This is a genomic window from Solidesulfovibrio sp. DCME (assembly GCF_049995385.1).
Taxonomy (GTDB): domain Bacteria; phylum Desulfobacterota; class Desulfovibrionia; order Desulfovibrionales; family Desulfovibrionaceae; genus Solidesulfovibrio.
In genome coordinates, this window is the sequence record NZ_CP188261.1 from 3,517,538 (window position 1) to 3,539,728 (window position 22,191).

Genomic DNA, 22,191 nt, shown 5'->3' on the forward strand with positions numbered 1-22,191 from the left:
GAAAACATGCCGCGTCTCAGTGTCGTGGTGGCGGCCCGCAACGAGGCCGGCTGCATCGGCGCCTGCCTCGACGCCCTTCTGCGACAGGACGTAGCGGCCGGGACGCTGGAAATCGTCGTGGCCGACGACGCCTCCACGGACGAAACGGCTGCTCTGGCCGCGCGACGCGGCGTTCGTTGTCTGCGCCTTCCCCGAAGTGGGCCGGCCCAGGCTCGCAACCTGGGCGTGCAGGCAAGCCGGGGGGCCATCGTCGCCTTCATCGACGCCGACGCCGTACCGGCCCCGGACTGGGCCAGGGCGCTGCTCGCGGCCTTCGAGACCATCGACGACCCGCGCCTGGCCGGCCTTGGCGGCCCCCAGGCGGGACACCCCGACGATGCGAACTTCGCCCGGGATCTCGGAGTGTTCCTGCGCGCCATCGGGTTCGTGGCCGACTACGTCAAACCCCATGCCGCCGTGACCCGGGTCGGGCACAATGCCTCGTGCAACAGCGCCTACAAGCGGGAGATTTTCCTGCACGCCGGCGGGTTCCGGCCGGGGCTTTTCCCGGGCGAGGACGTGGATCTGGACAAGCGGCTGACCGATGCGGGGTTTTCGGTCTGGTTCACGCCCACGGCCCGTATCGCCCATCGCCGGCCGCCCAACGCCCGGGCCTGGCTGCGCATGCTGGCCAGCTACGCCCGCAGCCAGGCGGACTGCCTGGCCATCCACGGCTTTTTCCGCCTGCTGCACGGCGTGCCCTTCGCCTGGCTGGCCGGGCTGATCGTGCTGGTGCTTTTTCCCCGGCCGACGCTCGCGGCCTTGACGGCGGCCGTGCTCGGCATGGCCTTGGCCCTGCGCTTACGCCACGGCCTGGCCCTCGGCCGGGGCCTTTTTTGCATCCTCACCACCGGCCTCGTCTATCCGCCGGTCTTCCTGGCCCGCCTGGCAACGCGCCGATGGGGACTGGTCCGGGCCGACCGACGGCCCGTGCTGCCGCCCCTGGCCCGGGCGGCCATCCCGGATCAGGACGCCTTTTCCACGTCCACCAGGGCTTCGTAATAGGGCGTGCCCTGGCCCAGGGCGCTGACCAGGTCCGGGATCAGGCGGTTGACCCCCTGGCCGGCCTTGAGCCAGCCGCCGCGCGGGCAGGTCACCACGTCCCGGCGCAGGCCCGGATCGTGGCGCACCGTGACGGCCAGGCTTCCCAGTTCGCTCACCAGCCGGGCCGGCCCGCCGTCGGCGATGCCCAGGCGCAGGGCCTCTTCCGTGGCCATGGCCACCTCCACCGGGCCGCCGTGGTCGCCGGGCAGGCGCTCGGAACACAGGTGGGCCGCCGCGCCCGGGGTCAGGAAATGGTAGGGGTAGCGAATGGCCAATCGGCAGTCCGGGCAGGCCGTGACTTCGGTCAGGAGCTGGAAGTTGCCGGTGGGCGTATCGAAACGTTTGTCGCGCCAGGGCACCATGGGCGCGTCCGGGATGCGCACCGGCCCCCCCCAGAGGTCGTCGAAGGCCACGCCTTTTTCCAGCAGCGGCCGGATGAGCAGCTTAAGCCACTGTTCCTCCGTCTTGACGAAGTCCTTGGCAAAGGGAAAGCGGCCGGCCAGGTCCATGAAGATGTCGAACTGGGAGCGGCACTGCCCGGGCGGCGGCGCGGCCCGGTTCAGGGGGCCGACGTGGTTGTGGCCGAAGCTGGCCACCAGGTCGCGCTGCTCGAAAAAGGCGGCGCAGGGCAAGAACAGGTCGGCGTGGTCGGAGGTGTCGTCGAGAAACAGGTTCATGTCCACGACAAAGGGGATGCTGTCCAGGGCCCGGGCCACCCGGTCGCTGTCCGGGGCCATGCAGACCGGGTTGGCGGCGGTGATGACGGCCACCTCGATGGCCGGGTCCCGGGCTTCGAGGATCTCCCGGCCGATGCGCGGCATGAGGAACTTGCGCCGCGGCGGATGCAGCCCCTCGCCCCACAGCTCGGGGTCGTAGGGCCCCCACTCCTCGAAGCCCTGGGACACGCCGCCGCCGGGCAGGCCGATGTTGCCCGACACCGCGCCCAGGGCGTCCACGGACCGCACGAGCTCGTGGCCCAGGGTGTACCGGTGCAGGCCCCAGCCAAGCAGCGTGGCCGTGGGCTTGCCGGCCACGTAGGCGCGCGCCAGTTCGCGGATGGCGGGGATATCCACGTCGCAGGACCGGGCCAGCTCCTCCAGGCCATGGCGGCCAAGCAGATCCAGGTAGCCGTCCAGGTTGTCGCAGTGGCTGGCCAGAAATTCCCGGTCCTCCCAGCCGGCCTCCAGGATGTGCTTGGCCACGGCCAGGGCCAGGAAGGCGTCGCGGCCGGGCTTGGGCCGCAGGTGGAGGTCGGCCAGGGCAGCGGATTCGCTTTGGCGGGGATCGACGAGGATCAGGCGCGTGCCGCGCTTTTTGGCCCGGCGCAGTTGGGGCAGGAGCCCCGGCTGGGTGGCCGCGGGATTGCGGCCCCACAGCACGATGGTGGACGCGTTTTCCAGGTCCAGGGGGTCGTGGGAGACGCGGGGGCCGAAATCCTGGCCCTGGGCGGCATAGCCCGTGCCGCCGCACAGGGTGCCCGTCAGGGTCGTTACGCCGCCGAGCAGGGCGAAAAACCGGGCGTTGACGATTTTCAGCGCCGTGCGCTCGCCAAAACCCATGTAAGAGAGAATCGATTCCGGGCCATGGCGGGCCACGGCGCCCTTGAGCCGATCGGCCAGCTCGTCCAGGGCCGCGTCCCAGCCGATGGGCACCCAGGCGCCGCTTCGGCGGCGAAGCGGTGTCAGCACGCGCTTGGGGCTGTAAAACCGGCGCAAAAAGGCCGGCACCTTGCGGCAGGCCGTGCCGCAATTGACGGGATGGTCGGGGTTGCCGGACAGGCGCACCACCCTGCCACCCTCCACGTGGGCGAGCAGGCCGCAGGCGCTGGGGCAATCCCGGGTGCAGGTGACGGGAACGGGCGAAACGGCAGGCGACATGCATCCTCCAAAGGACGCGTGACCGAAACGATAACGCGCCAAAATCGGAAGATAACGGGCAAAGCCTCCCGAGGCAACCGCTCACGGTCACGCCGGACCCTGGCCAGGCCGGGGCCTTAGGCCCCGATGGCCACCGGCCCCGGGGCCAGCGGCAGGCGCAGGATCACCGTGGCCTGCCCCTCCCGGCCGGACAGCACCTCCAGATCGGCGCCCTGGCCGGCCAGGAGCGAGCGCACCAGGGCGAGGCCTTCGCGCGGCGGGAGGGGCGTGTCACCAGCCCCTCCCGCCGCGTCCCCGTCGCGCACCACCACTTCCACGGTTTCGCCCCGGCGCAAGGCGGCCACGTCGATGCGCCCCTTGCCGCCACGGCCGCCCTGGCGGGCCGCGATGGCATCGGCCGCCCCGAGCAGCAAGGCCAAAACCGCCTGGCACAGCTTCCCCGGCGCGCACAGCACCGGCGGCAGGCCGGGTTCGAGGTCCGTTTCCACATCGGCCGCGTACTTCCACAGGCTGCGGGAGACCACCAGCATGTCGCGCACGACCCCGGCCACATCCACGCCCCGGGGGGCCTGGCCGTCGTCCTGGACCAGCCGGCCGACGCAGTGGACGATGGCCGTCACCCGGTCCAGGCCCTCGCGCGATTCCCGGATGGCCGCCGGCGTTTCCTCCAGGAAAAAGCGCAGTTCCTCGTCGTCGAGCAGCCCGGCCAGGGCCTGGGCCAGGGCGGCCTCGTCCCCGTCGGCCCGAAGGGCCACGGCGCCAAGGCCATCCAGGGCCTCGACGAGCCGGGCGAAGGTGTTGGCCAGAAATTCCAGGTTGCCCCCCACGTACTGGACCGGCGAACCGATCTCCCGGGCCATGCCGGCGACCAGCCGGGCCAGGACGGGCATGGGCCACGGCGTGGCGGCCGTTTTCGGGGCGCCTCCGGCGGCCCCGGCCGCCACGGCCCGGCCCAGCCGGCCAAGCAGCCGCAGCCGCGCCGCCAGTTCCCGCGCGCCCACCGGCTCCCGGGCCGTCTCGTCGGCCAGTTCCAGCGCCCGGGCCACGTCGGCCTCATCGGCATCCCGGTCGAGGACGGCCACAACCGGCGCGCCAAACTCCCCCCTGGCCTCGCGAAAGGCCCGCACGGCCGGGCCATGGGCCGCAAGCACACCGGCCCCGATCACCAGGCCATCGAGCCGGGGCGTCAACGCCGCTGCGCCGGCGACAGGCCGGGGGTCGAAGCCCAAGGCGGCCAACCCCCGGGCCAAGCGCGCCGCAGCCGCGTCGTCAAGCCATACACCGATCACGTCCATGCCCACCCTCCGCGCCGCCCGGCATCATTTCTGCAACAAATCGAGACAGGCATTGCTTCGCCGCGCCCCCATGTTCTATACGACATGGTGCCGCTCCACCGGCCAGCACTTTTCCAAGGAGAAACCCATGACCGTCCTGCTCGTCGTCTTCGGCCTGTGCGTCCTTGCCGGCGCCTGGTGCATCGCCATCTACAACGGCCTGGTGCGGGGACGCAACCTCGTGGTCGAGGCCCAAAGCGGCATGGACGTGCAACTCAAACGCCGCTGCGACCTGATCCCCAACCTCGTCGCGGCCGTTACCGGCTACATGGGCCACGAACGCGGCGTCCTGGAATCGGTGACCGGACTGCGGGCCCAAATCGCCACCGCCGCCGACACCCCCGACCGGCTACGGCTGGAAGGGGAACTCACCACGGCCCTTGGGAAGCTTTTCGCCGTGGCCGAAAACTATCCCGGCCTGCGGGCCAGCGAAAATTTCCTGTCCCTGCAACAGGAACTTGCGGCCATCGAAAACGAGTTGCAGCTGTCGCGGCGCTACTACAACGGCGCGGTGCGCGATTTCAACAACCGCGTCCAGTCCTTTCCGTCCAATATCGTGGCCTCGGGCTTCGGCTTCGCGCCCAGGCCCTCCTTCGTTATCGACGACCCGGCCGACCGGGCCGTGCCCAAGGTCGACTTCGGCAGTGGGGCCGGCTCGTGACCCGGGGCGCGCGCCTGCTGCTGTGCGGCCTGGCCGCGCTCCTGGCCGGGCTGTCCCCGGCCCTGGCGGCCGAGACGGAACGCATCCTGTCGTTTGGCAGCCGCATCGTCATCGGCGCCGACGCCGGGCTCACCGTCACCGAGACCCTGACCGTCCAGGCCACGGGCGCCTCCATCCGCCACGGCATCGTGCGCGAATTCCCCACCCGCTACAAGGGCCCCGACGGCCGCGCCGTGGACGTGGGCTTTCGCGTCCTGTCCGTGCGCCGCGACGGCCGGGAGGAAGACTACCACATCAAGCGCGTGTCCAACGGAAAAAACGTCTACATGGGCCGAAAAGACGCCAGCCTGCCCCCGGGACGCCACACCTACGAGCTGACCTACGCCACCGACGGCCAGATCGGGCGGTTTCCGGGCTACGACGAACTGTACTGGAACGTCACGGGCAACGGCTGGCGGCTGCCCATCGACCTGGCCACGGCGGCCGTGCACCTGCCCCCCGGGGCGGCGGCCGGCAACACCGCCGCCTACACCGGCCCGACCGGGGCCAAGGGCACGGATTTCACCGTGCGAAACGCCGGCGACGTGGTCTTTTTCGCCACCACCGCCCCCCTGCCGCCCGGCCAGGGCCTGACCGTGGCCGTGGCCTTCCCCCCGGGGTATGTCACGCCCCCCTCGCCTGCCCGGCGCCTGCTCGCCGCGCCGGCCACGGTCACGGCTTTGGGCGGCCTGGTCGCCGTGGCCGTCTACTTCGGTCTGGCCTGGTGGCGGTTGGGGCGCGACCCCCGGGCCGGACCCGTGGTGCCGCTGTTCGCCCCGCCCCAGGGCCTGGACGCCCCGGCGGCGCGGTTCGTGCGGCGCATGGGCTTTGACGACAAGGCCCTGGCCGCCGGCCTGGTGGAGATGGCGGTCGGCGGCGGGGTGGCCATCGACGAATCGGCCGAGGTCACCATCGTCTCGCGCGGCAAGCGGGTTTTCGAGGTCGGCTCGTGGCAGCGCGCGGTCTGCGACGCCCTGCTCGGCCCGGCCGGGGTGATCCGCCTGGAACAGGCCAACCACGCCGCTGTGGCCGCCGCCCGCAAGGCCCTCACAAAGGCCCTGGTCGACCGCTACGAAGGCACGCTCTTCGAGGCCAACACCCTGGCCTTCGCCCTGGGCGCGGCCCTGTCGCTGGGGGTCATGGCCCTGACCGCCTGGGTGGCCGAGGACCGCAACACGGCCATGGTCTTCGTTTTTTGGCTGTCCGGCTGGACCTTCGCCGTGGCCGCCCTGACCCTGCGGGCCGGCGCGGCCCTCACCAAGGCCCGGCGGCGGCCCGGCCTGCGCTCCATCGCCACCGCCCTGGGCCTGCTGCTGTTTGCCGTGCCGTTCTGGATCGGCGAAGTGGTGGGCGCGACCTTCCTGACCATCGCGGTTTCCCTGCCGGCCGCCGTGGCCCTGGCCCTCATCGCCCTGCTCAACGCGGCCTTCCGCCGGCTGCTCAAGGCCCCCACCCCGGAAGGGCGCCGGGTGATGGACGCCCTGGAAGGCTTCCGGCTCTACCTGTCCGTGGGCGAGCGCGAACGGCTCAACCTGCTCAACCCGCCGGACCGAACGCCGGAGCTGTTCGAGAAATACCTGCCCTACGCCCTGGCCCTGGACGTGGAGGTGGCCTGGGCGGCCCAGTTCGCCGGCATGCTGGCCCTGGCCGCGGCCGCGGGCTACACGCCGTCCTGGTATACGGGGCCGGGCTGGGCTTCCGGCGACTATGGCGATTTCGCCGGGGGCCTGGGCGAGGGGTTTTCCGCCACCATTTCCAGCGCGGCCACGGCACCGGGAAGTGCCTCCGGCAGCGGCGGCGGTGGTTCTTCGGGCGGCGGCGGGGGCGGTGGTGGCGGCGGCGGCTGGTAAGCCCAGGCCGTTTCCTCGTCGGCCCACGCGGCCGGGCGGCGGTGGGGAAGGTCGCGGCAGCGGCAGTTCTTCGGACGGCGGGGGGACAGCGGCAACTGCAACGGCTGGCAGACGGCCGACACGACAAGGGAGGGGCCCAAAGCCCCTCCCGAAAGACCGCCCTCCGGCGCCGGCGTTGCCGCCCTGCGCCCTGCCCTGGGCGCGGCCGTCGAGATCCCCTTCAGGTCGCGGCGATCCCCGTCGTCGCGTGCAGTACGGTTTGCGCCGATCCTGCCGGTCCCCCCTGTTGGGGACCCCGACGCCTGGAAGAATGCACAACACATGCCGCGCCCGCCAACCGGTGCCACAGGCCGTCACGCTGCCGCGTCGCGCTTCCCGTCCATCCGGCGCGCGCCATAACGACGGCGTAAAGCAGGCACATTGCCGCCATGCCGTCAAAATGCCGAACGCGGGGCCGAAGGCTGGCCGCCCGAAAGGGCCTTGGTTTCACCCGCGCCTCATGCTAGGACTCTTCGGGAGAGGCCGCCGACGCTCCTTGTGCCGCAGCCCGCCTGTCGCACCGTTGCGGCGAGAGGTGACCGCGCATCCGGGCGGCGGCGCGGGCGGCAGGCCGGGCGACGCCCAAAAGCGACCAGGGCCGCCGTACTTGCCTGGGCCAAGCCCGGTTCTTGCATCATATCGCGTCGGACTGCTTCCAATTTCGGGAACTTCAGCCCTTCGGCCACTGCGAGACATCATGGACTGCCGGGAACACTCCGTCGCCATCCTGACCAACAACGCCCATCATGCCGCCCGTGACAAGCAGTGCTGCATCAAGCTCAAATTTCACAACGTGCGGGTTTTCGACGACGTCGCCGATGCCCTGGAGCCGGTGCGCCACCAGGACGCCACGCTGCTGCTCATCGACGCCTCCATCAAGGACATGGACGGCTGCGCCTGCCTGCGCGCCATCCGCAAGGCCTCGCGCACCGTGGTCGTACCCGCGGTCATGGTCACCCAGGACAGCAACCTCAAAAGCGTGCTCGGCGCCATCGCCGCCGGCTGCAACGGGTACGTCATCCGGCCCTACTCCCTGGAGACCCTGGAGCGCCACCTCCACCTGGCCTGCGAGACCCTAAGCGCCGACGACATCGAAACGCAGCAACTGGCCCTGGGCAGCGAACTGGTCGCCCAAGGCCTCTTCGACGAAGCCATCGAGGAATTCTCCGAGATCGTGGAAGAGGAAAACGAGGCCGTGACCTATTTCAACAAGGGCATGGACTACCTGCACCGCAAGAAATTCGGCAAGGCGATCCTGGCCTTCAACAAGGCCGTGGCCCTCAACACCATGTACGCCGAGGCCTATGCCGGCATGGCCCACGCCTACAAGGGCAAGGGCGACGACGGCAACTACCGGGCCTATCTGGACAAGTCGGCCGCGATTTTGGCCATGCAGGACCGGCTGGACGAACTCAAGGAACTTTTTGTCGAAATCATCTCGGCCAACCCCGAAGCCGTCAACCCCTACAACACCATGGGCATCGACCTGCGCAAGAAGGGCGACTACGTCGGCGCCCTGCACGCCTACACCCAGGCCCTGCACCTGACGCCCGACGACGAGAACCTGCACTACAACATCGCCAAGGCCAGCATCTTCGCCAAGGACTACGCCACAGCCACCCACCATCTGGAACAGGCCGTGGCCCTTCGCGTGAACTTCGACGAAGCCCGGCAACTGTTGGACCGCCTCAAGGCCAAACAATATGATCAGTTGACCATAGCCAAGGACCCCGGCCCGGCCGAAGACGACCACGGGCGCCTGACCCGGGACCAGTGAGCATGGACGCCGAAAACCGCATCTCCGGCATCTTTTCCTGCAAGGCCACCATCAAGGTGGGTTTCGGCGTCACGAAGCGAGCCGCGCTTTCGGAGACCTTCTGGTTCGTCAAGGAACTGGAGAGCGGCCGTTTCCAGGTGCAAAGCCTGGACATGAACTTCAAGCCCCAGGGGACGCCCATCGAGATCAGCCGGGACAAGCTCTTCGAGGACTACCACCTGGAGCCGGACTTGAGTTACCGGCTTCTGAGCCAACCCCTGCTCGTCGGCGACCATTACCGGGTCACGGCCAAGTACGCCAACGCGGAAAAGGAATACCTGAAGATCAAGGGCATCGACGAGGACAACATCCGGGCCAACTTCGGCCTGGGGCTGGTCTACCTGGCCATGAACAAGGCCGACAAGGCCGTGTACATCTTCGACCGGCTGGTGGGCCTGGAGGAAACCTTCGAGCCCCGGCACAAGCACCTGTTCAACGAGTTCGGCATCAACCTGCGCAAGAAGGGCCTGTTCGACGAAGCCCTCAAATACTATTTCCGGGCCAGGGAGCTGTCCCAGGACGACGACCACCTGCTGCTCAACATCGCCCGGGTCTATTTCGAGCAAAACCGGCTGACCGAGGCCGAGGCCGCCGCCCGCGAGGCCCTGGCGCTCAATCCCGACCTAGCCGAGGCCAAGCGCCTGCTGGCCCACATCTGGGACGCCCCTTCCCGCGAGGAACCCCTGCCGGGCTTGTAAGCCCCCCCGGGGCGGCCCCGACGGCGCCGACGACCCCCGGACAAAGCCGGCCCCGGCGCGGCCCCCCCCTGGCCAGTCGGGCGAGGGCAGCCTCGCCACAGCCCGCTCCGGCCCATCGAGGGGGCCACGCGCCGAAGGCCTATCCCTGGCGGCATGGGCCGGACCGACGGGCGGTGGGCACGGAGTCTCCTGGCCCCTGCACGCCTGTAACTCGACGACACCGACCGGGCGTGCTAGGCGACGCCCTCGCGCCTTGCCCGGGCAGCCGCCCGGGCGGAATTCCCGCGCCCGCCAGTCGTACCCTATGCCGTCGGAACTGTTGCGAAACACCGCCTTTACCCGTTTCTGGTCCTCCCGCGCCGCCTCGGGCTTTGCCTACCACATGTCCGCCGTGGCCATCGGCTGGCAGGTCTATGCCCTCACGGGCGACGTGCTCGACCTGGGCCTGGTCGGCCTGGTCGAATTTTTGCCCCAGTTCCTGCTCACCCTGGTGGTGGGGCAAGTGGCCGACCGCTTCGACCGGGGCCGCATCGTCTGCGTTTGCCAGACGCTCCAGGGCCTGGCCCTGGCCGTGCTGTTGGCCGGCGTCCACGGCGGCTTCCTGGGCGTGGGCGGCATCTTTGGCTGCGTGGCCGCCATCGGCGCCGCCCGGGCCTTCGAGACGCCCTCCATGCAGGCCCTGCTGCCGACCATCGCGCCGCCCGGGCTTTTTCCCCGCATGCTGGCCCTGAGCGCCTCGGCCTGGAAAGCGGCCATGATCCTCGGCCCGGCCGCCGGCGGCCTGCTCTACCTGGCCGGCCCGGGGACGGTCTACGCCACGGCGGCGGCGATCTTCCTGCTGGCCGCCCTGACCGCCGCCGGACTGCCCCGGCTGGCCCGGGCCGCCGGCCGGCCGGCGGCCACCTGGAACAGCGCCCTGGAAGGCCTGGGGTTTATCCGCAAACGGCCGGTCATCTTCGGCGCCATCTCCATGGACCTGTTCTCGGTGCTCCTCGGCGGGGCCACGGCCTTGCTGCCGGTCTTCGCCAAGGACATCCTGCACACCGGGCCGCTGGGGCTTGGCGTCATGCGGGCGGCGCCGTCCATCGGGGCGCTGGCCATGTCACTGTACCTCACCCGCTTCCCCCTGTCGCGCCGGGTGGGCCGGACGATGTACGCGGCCGTGGCCCTGTTCGGCTGCGGCACCATCGTTTTCGGGCTGTCGCGCTGGCTGCCGCTGTCCGTGGCGGCGCTGTCCGTGCTCGGGGCCAGCGACATGGTCAGCGTGGTCATCCGCTCCACGCTGATCCAGATCGACACGCCCGACGCCCTGCGCGGCCGGGTCAGCGCCGTCAACGCGGTCTTCATCGGCACGTCCAACCAGCTCGGCGACTTCGAATCGGGACTGACGGCGGCGCTTCTGGGCACCGTGGGGGCGACCGTGGCCGGCGGGGTGGGCACACTGGTTGTGGTCGGGCTGTGGCTGCTGCTTTTCCAGGAACTCTATCGCCGGGACACGTTGCTTGGCGACGCTGCCGCACCTCCCCCGCCTCGTGCTGCGCCCTGACAATACGGCAGTATTGTAAAAAAACGCGTTATGGCCCGTTCCCCGAAAAAGCTCCCGTGTCTCGAGGACGCGGCGCGCACCTCCCCGGTCCCGTTTTCGGCCGGCCCGGTGCAACGCCGGGCCGGGATCGGTCGCCACTATCCGGCCTGGTAGAGGGCCGGTACCCAGACATAGCCCGCCCCGGCCGCCCGGATGCGCCCGATGCCGGGAAACGGCAGATGGGCCCCGGCCACGTAGCACTGCTCCCTGGCCAGCCGGGCCAACAGCGCCAGGCGGTCGGCCGCCGCCTTGGGCTGGTCGGCGTCGAAGTCGATGGTCACCTCGGGATGGGGCAACTGCACGGCCATGACGTGGGCCACGTCCCCCCAGGCCAGCAGCCGCCCTTCGCCCGAGCCCAGCCAATAGCCGGTGTGCCCCGGAGTATGGCCGGGAAGGCGTTGCGCCTCCAGGCCGGCCGGTTGGGCGCCGTCGGCGAAGGCCACGAAGGCGCCGGATGCCTGGTACGGGGCCACGGCGGCCCGCAGCGCCGGCAGCACCTTGCGCTGCCCTTCGGTCACGCGGCTTTCCGCCCCCGGGGCCAGCCAGTAGGCGACGTCGGCCTCGTGGGCATACACCGTGGCCTTGGGGAAAACCGCCTTGCCCGCGCCGTCCACCAGCCCCAGGGCATGGTCCGAATGCAGGTGGGTGAGCAGCACGGCTTCGATCCGCCCCGGCTCGTAGCCGGCGGCGGCCAGATTGGCCGGCAACAGCCCGGCCTTGTCGCCGAAATAGGTCCCCACACCCGTGTCGATCAGGACCGCCTTGCCGCCGGCTTCGGCGACAAAGGCATTGATGGCCGTGGGCGCGCCGGTGGCGGGATCGATAAAGCTGTCCTGTAAGGCCGCGTCGATAACCAACGTCGAAGCCCCATGGAGGATTTTGGGCGGGATGTATACGCCGCCGTCGTAGATGGCGGTCACCGCCCCATCGCCCAGGCGCAGGCGGAAATAGCCCGGCGCCTGCCGGCCCGCAGCGGCCACGTCGGAACCCAGGGCCGGACGCGGCCCCCTTGCAAAACCGCCCCCGGCCACGGTCACGGCCGCCAGGGCCGCCCCATGCAGCAACACACGCCTGCTGACCATTGCCCATCCCTCCGTTGTCCCGGGCGCGAACCGCCCGGCCTGTTTTATCGAGGCTTTTGCCACCGTCGCCAGGGGGAAGCCCCCGGCGGCCAACGAGCTGCCGCCCTTTGGAATCCCAGCATGATTCCAACCTGTTGCCCTCCCGACAAGGGGCCTCGCCCAGGGGAATCGGACTGGTGCAAAACCCTCTTTGGGGGACCACAATAGCAGAACCCGGGACCAGGCTGGCAAGAAGGCACTTTTACGGAACACAGGCCCCTGGGGGTGACCTGGGCACCCCTTCCCTCCCCGGGGCGCAACCAACAAAAAGGGGACCCCTTGCGGAGTCCCCTGCGTGTTTGGGATGGACGAGGCCCCTTGCGGCGTCCCTTGCCCGTTTCGGCTGGCCGGCCGGTTATTCCATGGGGCCGTCGCCCACGAGCAGCGGGCTTTCCTCCAGCTCCTCCAGGAAGCGGTCCGGCCGCTCGGGCTGGCGCGGCACGTGGATCTCGCTGTCCATGTAGCGGCGGTAGCCGGTACCGGCCGGGATGAGGCGGCCGACGATGACGTTTTCCTTGAGCCCGCGCAGGGCGTCGTCCTTGCCCATCAGCGAGGCTTCGGTGAGCACCTTGGTCGTCTCCTGGAACGAGGCGGCCGAGATGAAGGAATCCGTGGACAGCGAGGCCTGGGTGATGCCGAGCACCAGCGGTTCGGCCACGGCCGGCTTGAGGCCCTCCTCGATGCAGCGCATGTTCTCTTCCATGAAGCGGATCTTGTCGACCTGCTCGCCGATGAGGAAGTTGGTCTCGCCGGAATCGAGGACCGCCACCTTTTTGAGCATCTGGCGGACGATGATCTCGATGTGCTTGTCGTTGATGGCCACGCCCTGGAACCGGTAGACGTCCTGGATTTCGTCCACGAGGTACTTGGCCAGGAACTTCTCGCCCTTGATCTTGAGGATGTCGTGCAGCTCCGGATAGCCTTCGGTCAGCAGTTCACCGGCCTCCACGAAGTCGCCTTCCTGGACCGTGACGTGCTTGCCGCGGGGAATCAGGTATTCCTTGGCGTCGCCGGCCTCGGGCGTGACGATGATCTTGCGCTTGCCCTTGGTCTCGGGACCGAAGGAGACGATGCCGTCGATCTCGGAGACCACGGCCATCTCCTTGGGCTTGCGCACCTCGAACAGCTCGGCCACGCGCGGCAGACCGCCGACGATGTCCTTGGTCTTGGACGACTCGCGGGGCTTTCGGGCGATGATGTCGCCTTCGAAGACCTCCTGGCCGTCGCGCACCATGAGCAGGGCGCCGACGGGCATGGAGAACACGGCCAGGCTGTTGGTGCCGGGCCGGGTTTTCGGCGCGCCGTGGTCGTCCACGATGGACACGGCCGGCTTGTAGGACGTGGTGCGGTACTCGATGATGGTTTGCGTCGCGCGCTTGGTCGCGTCGTCCACCTTCTCCTGGTAGGTCTTGCCCTCGACGATGTCGGTGAACTTGATGATGCCGGCGACGTCGGTGACGAAGGGCTCGTTAAACGGGTCCCATTCGGCCAGCAGCTGGTCCTTTTTGACTTCCTGGCCGGCCACGGCATAGAGCTTGGCGCCCGACGGCAGGCTGTAGCGCTCGCGTTCGCGGCCCTGGTCGTCGACCACCGACACCTGGCCGGACTTGCCCATGATGATGGTGTGGCCCTGGCGGTTGACGATGGACTTGACGCGCGAGAGCGCGATGCGGCCGTTGTGCTGGGCCGTGACCGACGACTGGGCGATTTCGCGGGCCGCCGTGCCGCCGATGTGGAAGGTGCGCATGGTCAGCTGGGTGCCGGGCTCACCGATGGACTGGGCGGCGATGATGCCCACCGTCTCGCCGACGTTGACCAGGTGCCCCCGGGCCAGGTCGCGGCCGTAGCACATGGCGCACACGCCGTGCTTGGACTGGCAGGTCAGGGTGGAGCGGATGGTCAGGGAGCTGAAGCCCTTGTCCTCGATGATCTGGGCGTAGCCCTCGTCGACGACGGTGTTGTAGGGGATGAGCACCTCGTCCGTCTCGGGGTCGAGGATGTCGAACATGGTCACGCGGCCGAGCGCCCGCTCGTACACGCGCTGCTTGATGTCGCCGGCCTTGACGTAGTGGGAGATCTCCAGGCCGTCCACGGTGCCGCAGTCGATCTCGGTGATGATGACGTCCTGGACCACGTCGACCAGGCGGCGGGTCAGGTAACCGGAGTTGGCGGTTTTGAGCGCCGTGTCGGCCAGGCCTTTCCGGGCGCCGTGGGTCGAGATGAAGTACTGGGCGACGGACAGGCCTTCGCGGAAGTTGGAGGTGATCGGCGTTTCGATGATCTCGCCCGAGGGCTTGGCCATAAGGCCGCGCATGCCGGCCAGCTGGCGCATCTGGTCCTGGTTGCCGCGCGACCCGGAGTGGATCATCATGAAGATCGGGTTGACCGAGGTGTTGCGTTCCTCGCGGCCCGTGGCCTCGTCGCGCAGGATGTCCCAGGAGATCTGCTTCATCATCTCCGAGGCCACGTCGTTGGTGGCCTTGGTCCAGACGTCCACGACCTTGTTGTATTTCTCGGTGCGGGTGATGATACCCTCGCCGTACTGGACCTCGATGTCGTCCACCTCGGTCTGGGCGGCGTCCAGGATGCGGGCCTTGCTGTCCGGGATGGTCAGGTCCTTGACGCCGATGGAGACGCCGGCCCGGGTGGCGTATTCGTAGCCCAGGTCTTTCAGGCGGTCGCACAGGATGACCGTCGCCTTGGTGCCGGCCATGCGGTAGGTGTCGCCGACGAGCTTGCCGATGCTGCGCTTGTTGAGCACCGTGTTGACGAGCTCGAAGGGCAGGCCCTCGGGCAGCAGTTCGCCCACGATGATGCGGCCGGGCGTGGTCTGCACCCGCTTGCCGTCGATGCGGCAGGTGACGCGGGCGTGCAGGCTGACCACGCCGGCGTCCACGGCGCAGACGACTTCGCCCGTGTCGGCGAAGATCTTGCCCTCGCCCTTGGCGAAGCTGCGCTCGACGGTCAGGTAGTACAAACCAAGGACGATGTCCTGGGAGGGCACGATGATCGGGTTGCCGTTGGCCGGGGACAGGATGTTGTTGGTGGACATCATGAGCACGCGGCACTCGATCTGGGCCTCGACCGACAGGGGCACGTGCACGGCCATCTGGTCGCCGTCGAAGTCGGCGTTGTAGGCCGAGCAGACGAGCGGATGGAGCTGGATGGCCTTGCCTTCGACCAGGGTCGGCTCGAAGGACTGGATGCCGAGGCGGTGGAGCGTCGGGGCGCGGTTGAGCATGATCGGGTACTCGCGCACCACGTCTTCCAGGATGTCCCAGACCACCAGTTCTTCGCGTTCCACCATCTTTTTCGCGGTCTTGATGGTGGTGGCCAGCCCCCTTTCCTCCAGCTTGGCGTAGATGAAGGGCTTGAACAGCTCCAGGGCCATTTTTTTCGGCAGGCCGCACTGGTGGAGCTTGAGCCGCGGGCCGACGACGATGACCGAACGGCCGGAGTAGTCAACGCGCTTGCCGAGCAGGTTCTGGCGGAAGCGGCCCTGCTTGCCCTTGATCATGTCGGACAGGGATTTGAGCGGCCGGCCATTGGTGCCGGTGATGGCCCGGCCCCGGCGGCCGTTGTCAAAAAGCGCGTCCACGGCTTCCTGGAGCATGCGCTTTTCGTTTCTGATGATGATGTCCGGGGCGCCGAGTTCGATCAGGCGCTTGAGGCGGTTGTTGCGGTTGATGACCCGGCGGTAAAGGTCGTTCAAATCGGAGGTGGCGAAGCGGCCGCCATCCAGGGGGACCAGCGGGCGCAGTTCCGGCGGGATGACCGGAATGACTTCCATGATCATCCACTCGGGCTTGTTGCCGGATTCGAGGAAGGCCTCGACGATTTTGAGGCGCTTGATAATCTTTTTCTTTTTGGTCTGCGACTTGGTGGTCATGGCCTCCTCGCGCAGCTCGGTGCGGATCTTGACGAGGTCAAGCTCTTCCAGCAGCGAGCGCACGGCCTCGGCGCCCATGCCCACCTCGACGGCATCCTCGCCGCCGTAGTGGTCGATGACCTGGATGTACTGCTCCTCGGAAATGACCTGGTACTTGGACAGGTTGGTGTCCTTGGGATCGAGGACCATGTAGGAGTCGAAATAGAGGACCTTTTCCAGGTCGACCATGGTCATGTCGAGCAGGGTGCCGATCTTCGAGGGCAGGGTCTTGAGGAACCAGATGTGGGCCACGGGCGCGGCCAGCTCGATATGGCCCATGCGTTCGCGGCGCACCTTGGAGGCAATGACCTCGACGCCGCACTTTTCGCAGACGATGCCCCGGTGCTTCATGCGCTTGTACTTGCCGCAGTTGCACTCGTAGTCTTTGACCGGGCCGAAGATCTTGGCGCAGAAAAGCCCGTCGCGTTCGGGCTTGAAGGTCCGGTAGTTGATGGTTTCCGGCTTCTTGACTTCGCCGAAGGACCATTCGCGGATTTTTTCCGGCGCGGCGATGGAAATACGGATGGATTTGAGCGTTCGGCTGGACACGGCGGTCTGGCCGAGGCCGCGCATGCTGAACAATTCGTCCAGGGACATACGGTTACCTCGTATGGCGGGAGGGCTTCCCCGCAGCTGGCCCGGCCGGCACGCCGGCGGGCGGTTGGGACGCGAAGCGTATGTCGAAGGCCCGTGCGACAAGGGGCGAGCGGGTCTGGGGTCGTCCCCCGCCCGCCGCCGACCCGGAGGATCGGCGGCGGCGGCGGGTTCCCGGACGCGCCGCTAGCGTCGCGGCGGGGCCTTAGCGATCTTTTTTTCGTCCTGGATCAGGTCCACGTCGAGGCCCAGGGACATGAGTTCCTTGACCAGGACGTTGAAGGACTCGGGCAAGCCGGCTTCCAGGAAATTGTCACCCTTGACGATCTTCTCGTACATCTTGACGCGGCCGCCCACATCGTCGGACTTGACGGTGAGAAACTCCTGCAAGAGGTAGGAGGCGCCGTAGGCCTCGAGCGCCCAGACTTCCATTTCACCCAAACGCTGGCCGCCGAACTGGGCCTTGCCGCCCAGCGGCTGCTGGGTGACCAGGGAGTACGGGCCGGTCGAGCGGGCGTGAATCTTTTCGTCGACCAGGTGGTGGAGCTTGAGCATGTACATGCAGCCCACGGTGACGGGACGGTGGAAGGCCTCGCCGGTGCGGCCGTCGTAGAGGGTGACCTTGCCGTCCTCGGGCAGGCCGGCCTGCTTGAGCCAGCCCCACATCTCGTCTTCCGTGGCGCCGTCGAAGACCGGCGTCTTGGCCACGATGCCGTTGCGCAGGCTCTTGAGGGCCTTTTTGAGCTCGTCGTCGGTCATGTCGTCAATGAGCGCCCCGGTCTCGGGATCGGAGAAGACGGCCTTGGCGTCGGCGCGCACGCCCTCCATGGCCTTGCCGGAATCGATGAGCGCGGCCAGCTGCCGGCCGAGTTCCATGCCGGCCCAGCCCAGGTGGGTCTCCATGATCTGGCCGATGTTCATGCGCGAAGGCACGCCGAGGGGATTGAGCACGATGTCCACGGGCCGCCCGTTGGCGAAAAAGGGCATGTCCTCCTCGGGCAGGATGCAGGAGACGACGCCCTTGTTGCCGTGGCGGCCGGCCATCTTGTCGCCCACGTTGAGCTTGCGTTTGACGGCCACGTAGACCTTGACCATCTTGATGACGCCGGGCGGCAGGTCGTCGCCCTCGGTGGTCTTCTCGCGCTTCTGGTCGTAGACGGATTTGACGAAGTGCACGTGGCGGTCGTACTCGTCGAGGATCTCGGCCACGGCCTCGTTGGTTTCCTTGGAGGAGAAGATCCCGGAGAGCTTTTTGAGCGGCAAAGCCTCCAGCACTTCCCAGGTGACGGGATGGTTGGCCTCGAGCAACACGTCGCCCTTCTTTTGCCCCTTGATGGTCTGGAACACGGACTTGCCCTGGACCAGCGGCCAGATGCGGCGGCGCATGTTCGTGGCCATGGCATCGATGTGCTGGCCTTCCTTGATGTCCAGGCGCGACAGCTCGAAGTCCTCGATCTGGCGGGTGCGCTCGTCCTTCTCGCCGGAACGGCGGTTGAACACGCGCACGTCGATGACCGTGCCCTCGATTCCGGGCGGGACCTTGAGCGAGGTGTTTTTGACGTCGCGGGCCTTGTCGCCGAAAATGGCGCGCAGGAGCTTTTCTTCCGGCGTCAGCTGGGTTTCGCCCTTGGGCGTGATCTTGCCGACCAGGATGTCGTCCGGGGCGACCTTGGCGCCGATGCGGATGATGCCGCAGTCGTCGAGGTCGTTGAGCATTTCCTCGCCCACGTTGGGGATGTCGCGGGTGATCTCCTCGGGCCCGAGCTTGGTGTCGCGGGCGACGACCTCGAACTCCTCGATGTGGACCGAGGTGAAGGTGTCGTCGCGCACGGCCTTTTCGGCGATGAGGATGGAGTCCTCGTAGTTGTAGCCGCACCAGGGCATAAACGCGACCAGGAGGTTCTTGCCCAGCGCCAGTTCGCCGTCGCGGATGCCCGGGCCGTCGGCCAGCACGTCGCCCTTGCCCACCCGCTGGCCCACGCGCACGCGGGGCACCTGTCCGAAGCAGGTGTTCTGGTTGGACTTGTGGTGCTTGAGCAGTTCGTAGGTGCGCGCGCCGCCGGTTTCCGGGGCGAAGTCGCCGTCGTAGCAGACAATGACGCGCTCGGCATCGGCGTAGTGGACCACGCCCGGGGCCTCGGCCAAAAGGCACGAGCCCGAGTCCTTGGCCACCGGGCCTTCCATGCCCGTGCCGACCAGCGGCCGCTCGCAGCGCAACAGCGGCACGGCCTGGCGCTGCATGTTCGAGCCCATGAGCGCCCGGTTGGCGTCGTCGTGCTCGAGGAACGGAATGAGCGCGGCCGAGACGGACACGATTTGGCTGGGCGAGATGTCGATGAGCGTCACCTGCTCGCGCGGGGTCATGATGAGGTCGCCGCGGATGCGGGCGCCGACCATGGGATGGACGAAGCGCCCCTCCTCGTCGAGTTCGGCGTTGGCGCCGGCGATGACCTCGTCGATCTCGCGGGTGGCATCGAGGTAGACCACCTCCTCGGTCACCTGGCTGTCGCGCACGACCCGGTAGGGCGTCTCGATGAAGCCGAAGTCGTTGACCTTGGAGTGCGTGGTCAGCGACACGATCAGCCCGATGTTCGGTCCTTCCGGCGTTTCGATGGGGCAGATGCGGCCGTAGTGGGAGGTGTGCACGTCGCGCACCTCGAAGCCGGCCCGCTCGCGGGTGAGGCCGCCCGGGCCAAGGGCCGAAAGCCGGCGCTTGTGGGTGACTTCCGACAGCGGGTTGGTCTGGTCCATGAACTGGGACAGCTGGGAGGTGCCGAAGAATTCCTTGAGCACCGCGGCCACGGGCTTAGGATTGATGAGGTCGTGGGGCATGAGCGTGGCCACTTCCTGGAGGCTCATGCGCTCCTTGATGGCCCGCTCCATGCGCACCAGGCCAATGCGGTACTGGTTTTCCACCAGCTCGCCCACGGGGCGCACCCGGCGGTTGCCCAGGTGGTCGATGTCGTCGGCCGGGCCGTGGGAATCCTTGAGGAAGGTCAGGTGCTTGACGGCTTTGAGGATGTCGTCGTTGGCCAGGGTGCGGAAATCGAGCGGCTGGTCGATCTTCAGGCGCGCGTTGAGCTTGTAGCGGCCAACGGGCGACAGGTCGTAGTAGTCCGGGTTGCGGAAGAGGTTTTCAAAGAAGTTGGCCGCGATTTCCGGCGTCGGCGGCGAGGACGGACGCAACCGGCGATAGATTTCGACCTGGGCCGTGATGGTGTCCGTGGTCTTGTCGAGGACCAGGGTGTCGCGAATGGACGAGGAGGTATCCACGCCGCGCGTGTGCAGCACGGGCAGGTCGCTGATGCCGGCGTCCTTGAGCTTTTCCATGACATCGGGGGTGAGTTCGTCGGCGGCCTCGGCCATGACCTCGCCCGTGGCCGGGTCGGCGATGTCCTCGGCCAGGAACAGGCCGGTCAGGGTCGTGGGGTCGACCTCGATCTTTTCGATGCCGGCTTCGAGCATCAGCCGCCAGGCGCGCTTGGTGATGGGCTTGTCCACGGCCACGATGGTCTTGCCCTCGGCGTCGCGCACCTCGGCGTAGGCCTTTTCCTTGCGGTAGAAATCCGGGTGGACCTGGCGGTAGACGCGGGGCCCTTCGACGGTGAAGTGCTCGATTTCGTAGAAATAGCGCAGGATGTCGACGCGCGACATGCCCATGGCCTTGAAAAGGATGGTGGCGGGCATCTTGCGGCGCCGGTCGATGCGCACGTACAGGATGTCCTTGTGGTCGTAGTCGAAATCGAGCCAGGAGCCGCGCATGGGGATCACGCGGCAGGAATAAAGCACCTTGCGGCTGGTGTGGCTCTTGCCGGAGTCGTGCTCGAAGATGATGCCCGGGGAGCGCTGGAGCTGGTTGACGATGACGCGCTCGGTACCGTTGATGATGAAGGTACCCTTTTCGGTCATCAGCGGCACGGTGCCGAAATAGATGACCTGCTCCTTGATGTCGCGAATGGTCCGGTTTTCCGTCTCCTCGTCCACGTCGTAGACGACCAGGCGGACTTTGATGCGCAGCGGCGCCTCGTAGGTGAGGCCTTTGGCGATGCACTCGGGAACGTCGTATTTCGGCTCGCCGATTTCATAGCTGACGTACTCCAGCGAGGCGGTTCGATTGAAGTCCTCGATGGGAAAGACCGAACGGAACACACCCTCGAGCCCAGCGTCCTCGCGGCTGGCCGGCGGGACATCCTTTTGCAGAAAGAGCTCGTAGGAGTCGATCTGCAGGTTGAGCAGATGGGGAATGGTCAGCGTTTTGACGATCTTGCCGAAATGTTTGGTCAGCTGGGCCATTTTTTCCTCTGTGGCAGGGCTGCGACGTTTCTGATCGGGGGCTAAAAAGCGCCCCTCATCGGCCTTGCGAAGCGCGCATCGCGCCGGTTACGCCCCGGGCGGGCCGGGACGTCCGGCCGGGGCTTCGGAAAGCGGGCAAAAGACAAAAAAGGGGAAAAGAGCGCCCCGCCCCTGTGGAAAGGGGGCGCTCTTTTCCGTTGCAAACGAAAGCGCGGGGCGCTTACTTGATCTCGGTGGTCGCTCCGGATTCATCCAGCTGCTTCTTGGCGTCTTCGGCCTCGGCCTTGGACACGGCTTCCTTGATGGTGGAGGGCAGCTCGTCGACCTTGGCCTTGGCTTCCTTGAGGCCCAAACCGGTCAGGGCGCGCACGACCTTGATGACGGCGATCTTGTTGCCGCCGGCGCTGGTCAGCACGACGTCGAACTCGGTCTTTTCCTCTTCGGCCGGGGCGGCTTCGGCGGCGGCCGGGGCAGCCATCATCATGCCCATGGCCGGGGCGGCGGCGGAGACGCCGAACTTCTCCTCAAGCTCCTTGATGAACTGGGAGAGCTCGAGGACGGTCATATTGGCAATGAAATCGACAACCTGTTCTTTGGTGATCTCGGACATGAAATGGTTCCTCCTGAAACGTTCGCTTTGGCGGAAGCCGAATTAGGCGGCTTCCTTTTTTTCCTTGATGGCCGACAGGGCGTACAGCATGCCGCGAATGACGTTCGCGAACAGGCCGACGAAGTTGGTGGGGACGGCGTTCATGGTGCCGAGTGTCCTGGCCAGCATCTCGGGTCGGCTCGGGAGCGTCGACAGATCGGTGACGCCCTTGGCGTCGATGACCTTGCCGGACAGGCTCGCCAGCTTGACCGAGAACTTCTTGCTGGTCTTGGCGTACTCCACAAGGACTTTGGCCGCGACGACGGGGTCGTCGTAGCCGAAGGCAACAGCGTTGTTTTCCTTCAGATGGTCCTTGAGGGCGTCGTGGACGCCGCCTTTCACCGCCAAACGGGCCAGGGTGTTTTTGACGACCTGATAGTCGATTCCCGCGGCGCGGAGCTTGACGCGCAGATCCGTCAGCTCCTCGACCGTCATGCCCCGAAAGTCGGTGACCACCGCAATGCCGGCCCGGTCCGCCTTAGCGCGCAGTTTCTCGATGATCTCGTTTTTTTGCGCACGTTGCACGGTACCTACCTCCACATGCGGGTTGGAGGGCCTTCAAGGGAGCCAAAGCCGGGTCTCGGCGGGAAATTAAGGGGAACGTCCCCACCCGCTGTCTTCAAC

The 22,191-nt window shown here is 67.6% G+C and carries 13 protein-coding genes; 6 read left to right on the forward strand and 7 right to left on the reverse strand.

The features are described from left to right. Positions 1–6: 6 nt before the first annotated feature. Positions 7–1,041, forward strand: a complete 1,035-nt coding sequence (locus ACP59X_RS15565; protein WP_428560017.1) for a glycosyltransferase family 2 protein — start codon at positions 7–9, stop codon at positions 1,039–1,041. Here the strand turns inward: ACP59X_RS15565 and ACP59X_RS15570 are convergent. Then, positions 1,005–2,960, reverse strand: coding sequence for a molybdopterin-containing oxidoreductase family protein (locus ACP59X_RS15570; protein WP_428560020.1), 1,956 nt, complete (start codon positions 2,958–2,960; stop codon positions 1,005–1,007). The genes ACP59X_RS15565 and ACP59X_RS15570 overlap by 37 nt on opposite strands. Before the next feature lie 116 nt (positions 2,961–3,076). Continuing rightward, on the reverse strand, positions 3,077–4,255 hold the full coding sequence (locus ACP59X_RS15575) for a sensor histidine kinase (RefSeq protein ID WP_428560023.1): 1,179 nt from the start codon (positions 4,253–4,255) through the stop codon (positions 3,077–3,079). A gap of 127 nt (positions 4,256–4,382) precedes the next feature. Between ACP59X_RS15575 and ACP59X_RS15580 the strand changes: the two genes are divergently transcribed. The 5 genes from ACP59X_RS15580 (at position 4,383) to ACP59X_RS15600 (ending at position 10,943) form a co-directional block, all read left to right on the forward strand. After that, positions 4,383–4,955 (forward strand): LemA family protein, encoded by a 573-nt coding sequence (locus ACP59X_RS15580; RefSeq protein WP_428560026.1) that lies wholly within the window; start codon positions 4,383–4,385, stop codon positions 4,953–4,955. After that, on the forward strand, positions 4,952–6,844 hold the full coding sequence (locus ACP59X_RS15585; RefSeq protein ID WP_428560028.1) for a DUF2207 domain-containing protein: 1,893 nt from the start codon (positions 4,952–4,954) through the stop codon (positions 6,842–6,844). Before ACP59X_RS15580 ends, ACP59X_RS15585 begins: the two co-directional genes overlap by 4 nt. 736 nt (positions 6,845–7,580) lie before the next feature. Continuing rightward, positions 7,581–8,660, forward strand: coding sequence for a tetratricopeptide repeat protein (locus ACP59X_RS15590; protein WP_428560030.1), 1,080 nt, complete (start codon positions 7,581–7,583; stop codon positions 8,658–8,660). 2 nt (positions 8,661–8,662) lie between these two features. Next, positions 8,663–9,397: a tetratricopeptide repeat protein gene (locus tag ACP59X_RS15595; protein ID WP_428560032.1), complete on the forward strand. Its 735-nt coding sequence runs from the start codon at positions 8,663–8,665 to the stop codon at positions 9,395–9,397. 304 nt (positions 9,398–9,701) lie between these two features. Then, complete coding sequence (locus tag ACP59X_RS15600) at positions 9,702–10,943, forward strand: MFS transporter (protein WP_428560034.1); 1,242 nt, start codon at positions 9,702–9,704, stop codon at positions 10,941–10,943. Positions 10,944–11,080: 137 nt separating this feature from the next. Here the strand turns inward: ACP59X_RS15600 and ACP59X_RS15605 are convergent, their stop codons facing one another. The 5 genes from ACP59X_RS15605 to rplJ all read right to left on the reverse strand — a co-directional run bounded on the left by ACP59X_RS15605 (position 11,081) and on the right by rplJ (position 22,092). After that, complete coding sequence (locus ACP59X_RS15605) at positions 11,081–12,064, reverse strand: MBL fold metallo-hydrolase (RefSeq protein ID WP_428560036.1); 984 nt, start codon at positions 12,062–12,064, stop codon at positions 11,081–11,083. 394 nt (positions 12,065–12,458) lie between these two features. Continuing rightward, complete coding sequence (rpoC, locus tag ACP59X_RS15610) at positions 12,459–16,628, reverse strand: DNA-directed RNA polymerase subunit beta' (RefSeq protein ID WP_428560039.1); 4,170 nt, start codon at positions 16,626–16,628, stop codon at positions 12,459–12,461. A gap of 183 nt (positions 16,629–16,811) precedes the next feature. After that, positions 16,812–20,918: a DNA-directed RNA polymerase subunit beta gene (rpoB, locus tag ACP59X_RS15615; RefSeq protein ID WP_428560041.1), complete on the reverse strand. Its 4,107-nt coding sequence runs from the start codon at positions 20,916–20,918 to the stop codon at positions 16,812–16,814. A 220-nt stretch (positions 20,919–21,138) separates the two neighbouring features. Then, on the reverse strand, positions 21,139–21,528 hold the full coding sequence (gene rplL / locus ACP59X_RS15620) for a 50S ribosomal protein L7/L12 (protein WP_428560043.1): 390 nt from the start codon (positions 21,526–21,528) through the stop codon (positions 21,139–21,141). Positions 21,529–21,570: 42 nt separating this feature from the next. Then, positions 21,571–22,092, reverse strand: a complete 522-nt coding sequence (gene rplJ / locus ACP59X_RS15625) for a 50S ribosomal protein L10 (protein WP_428560045.1) — start codon at positions 22,090–22,092, stop codon at positions 21,571–21,573. Positions 22,093–22,191: the final 99 nt, after the last annotated feature.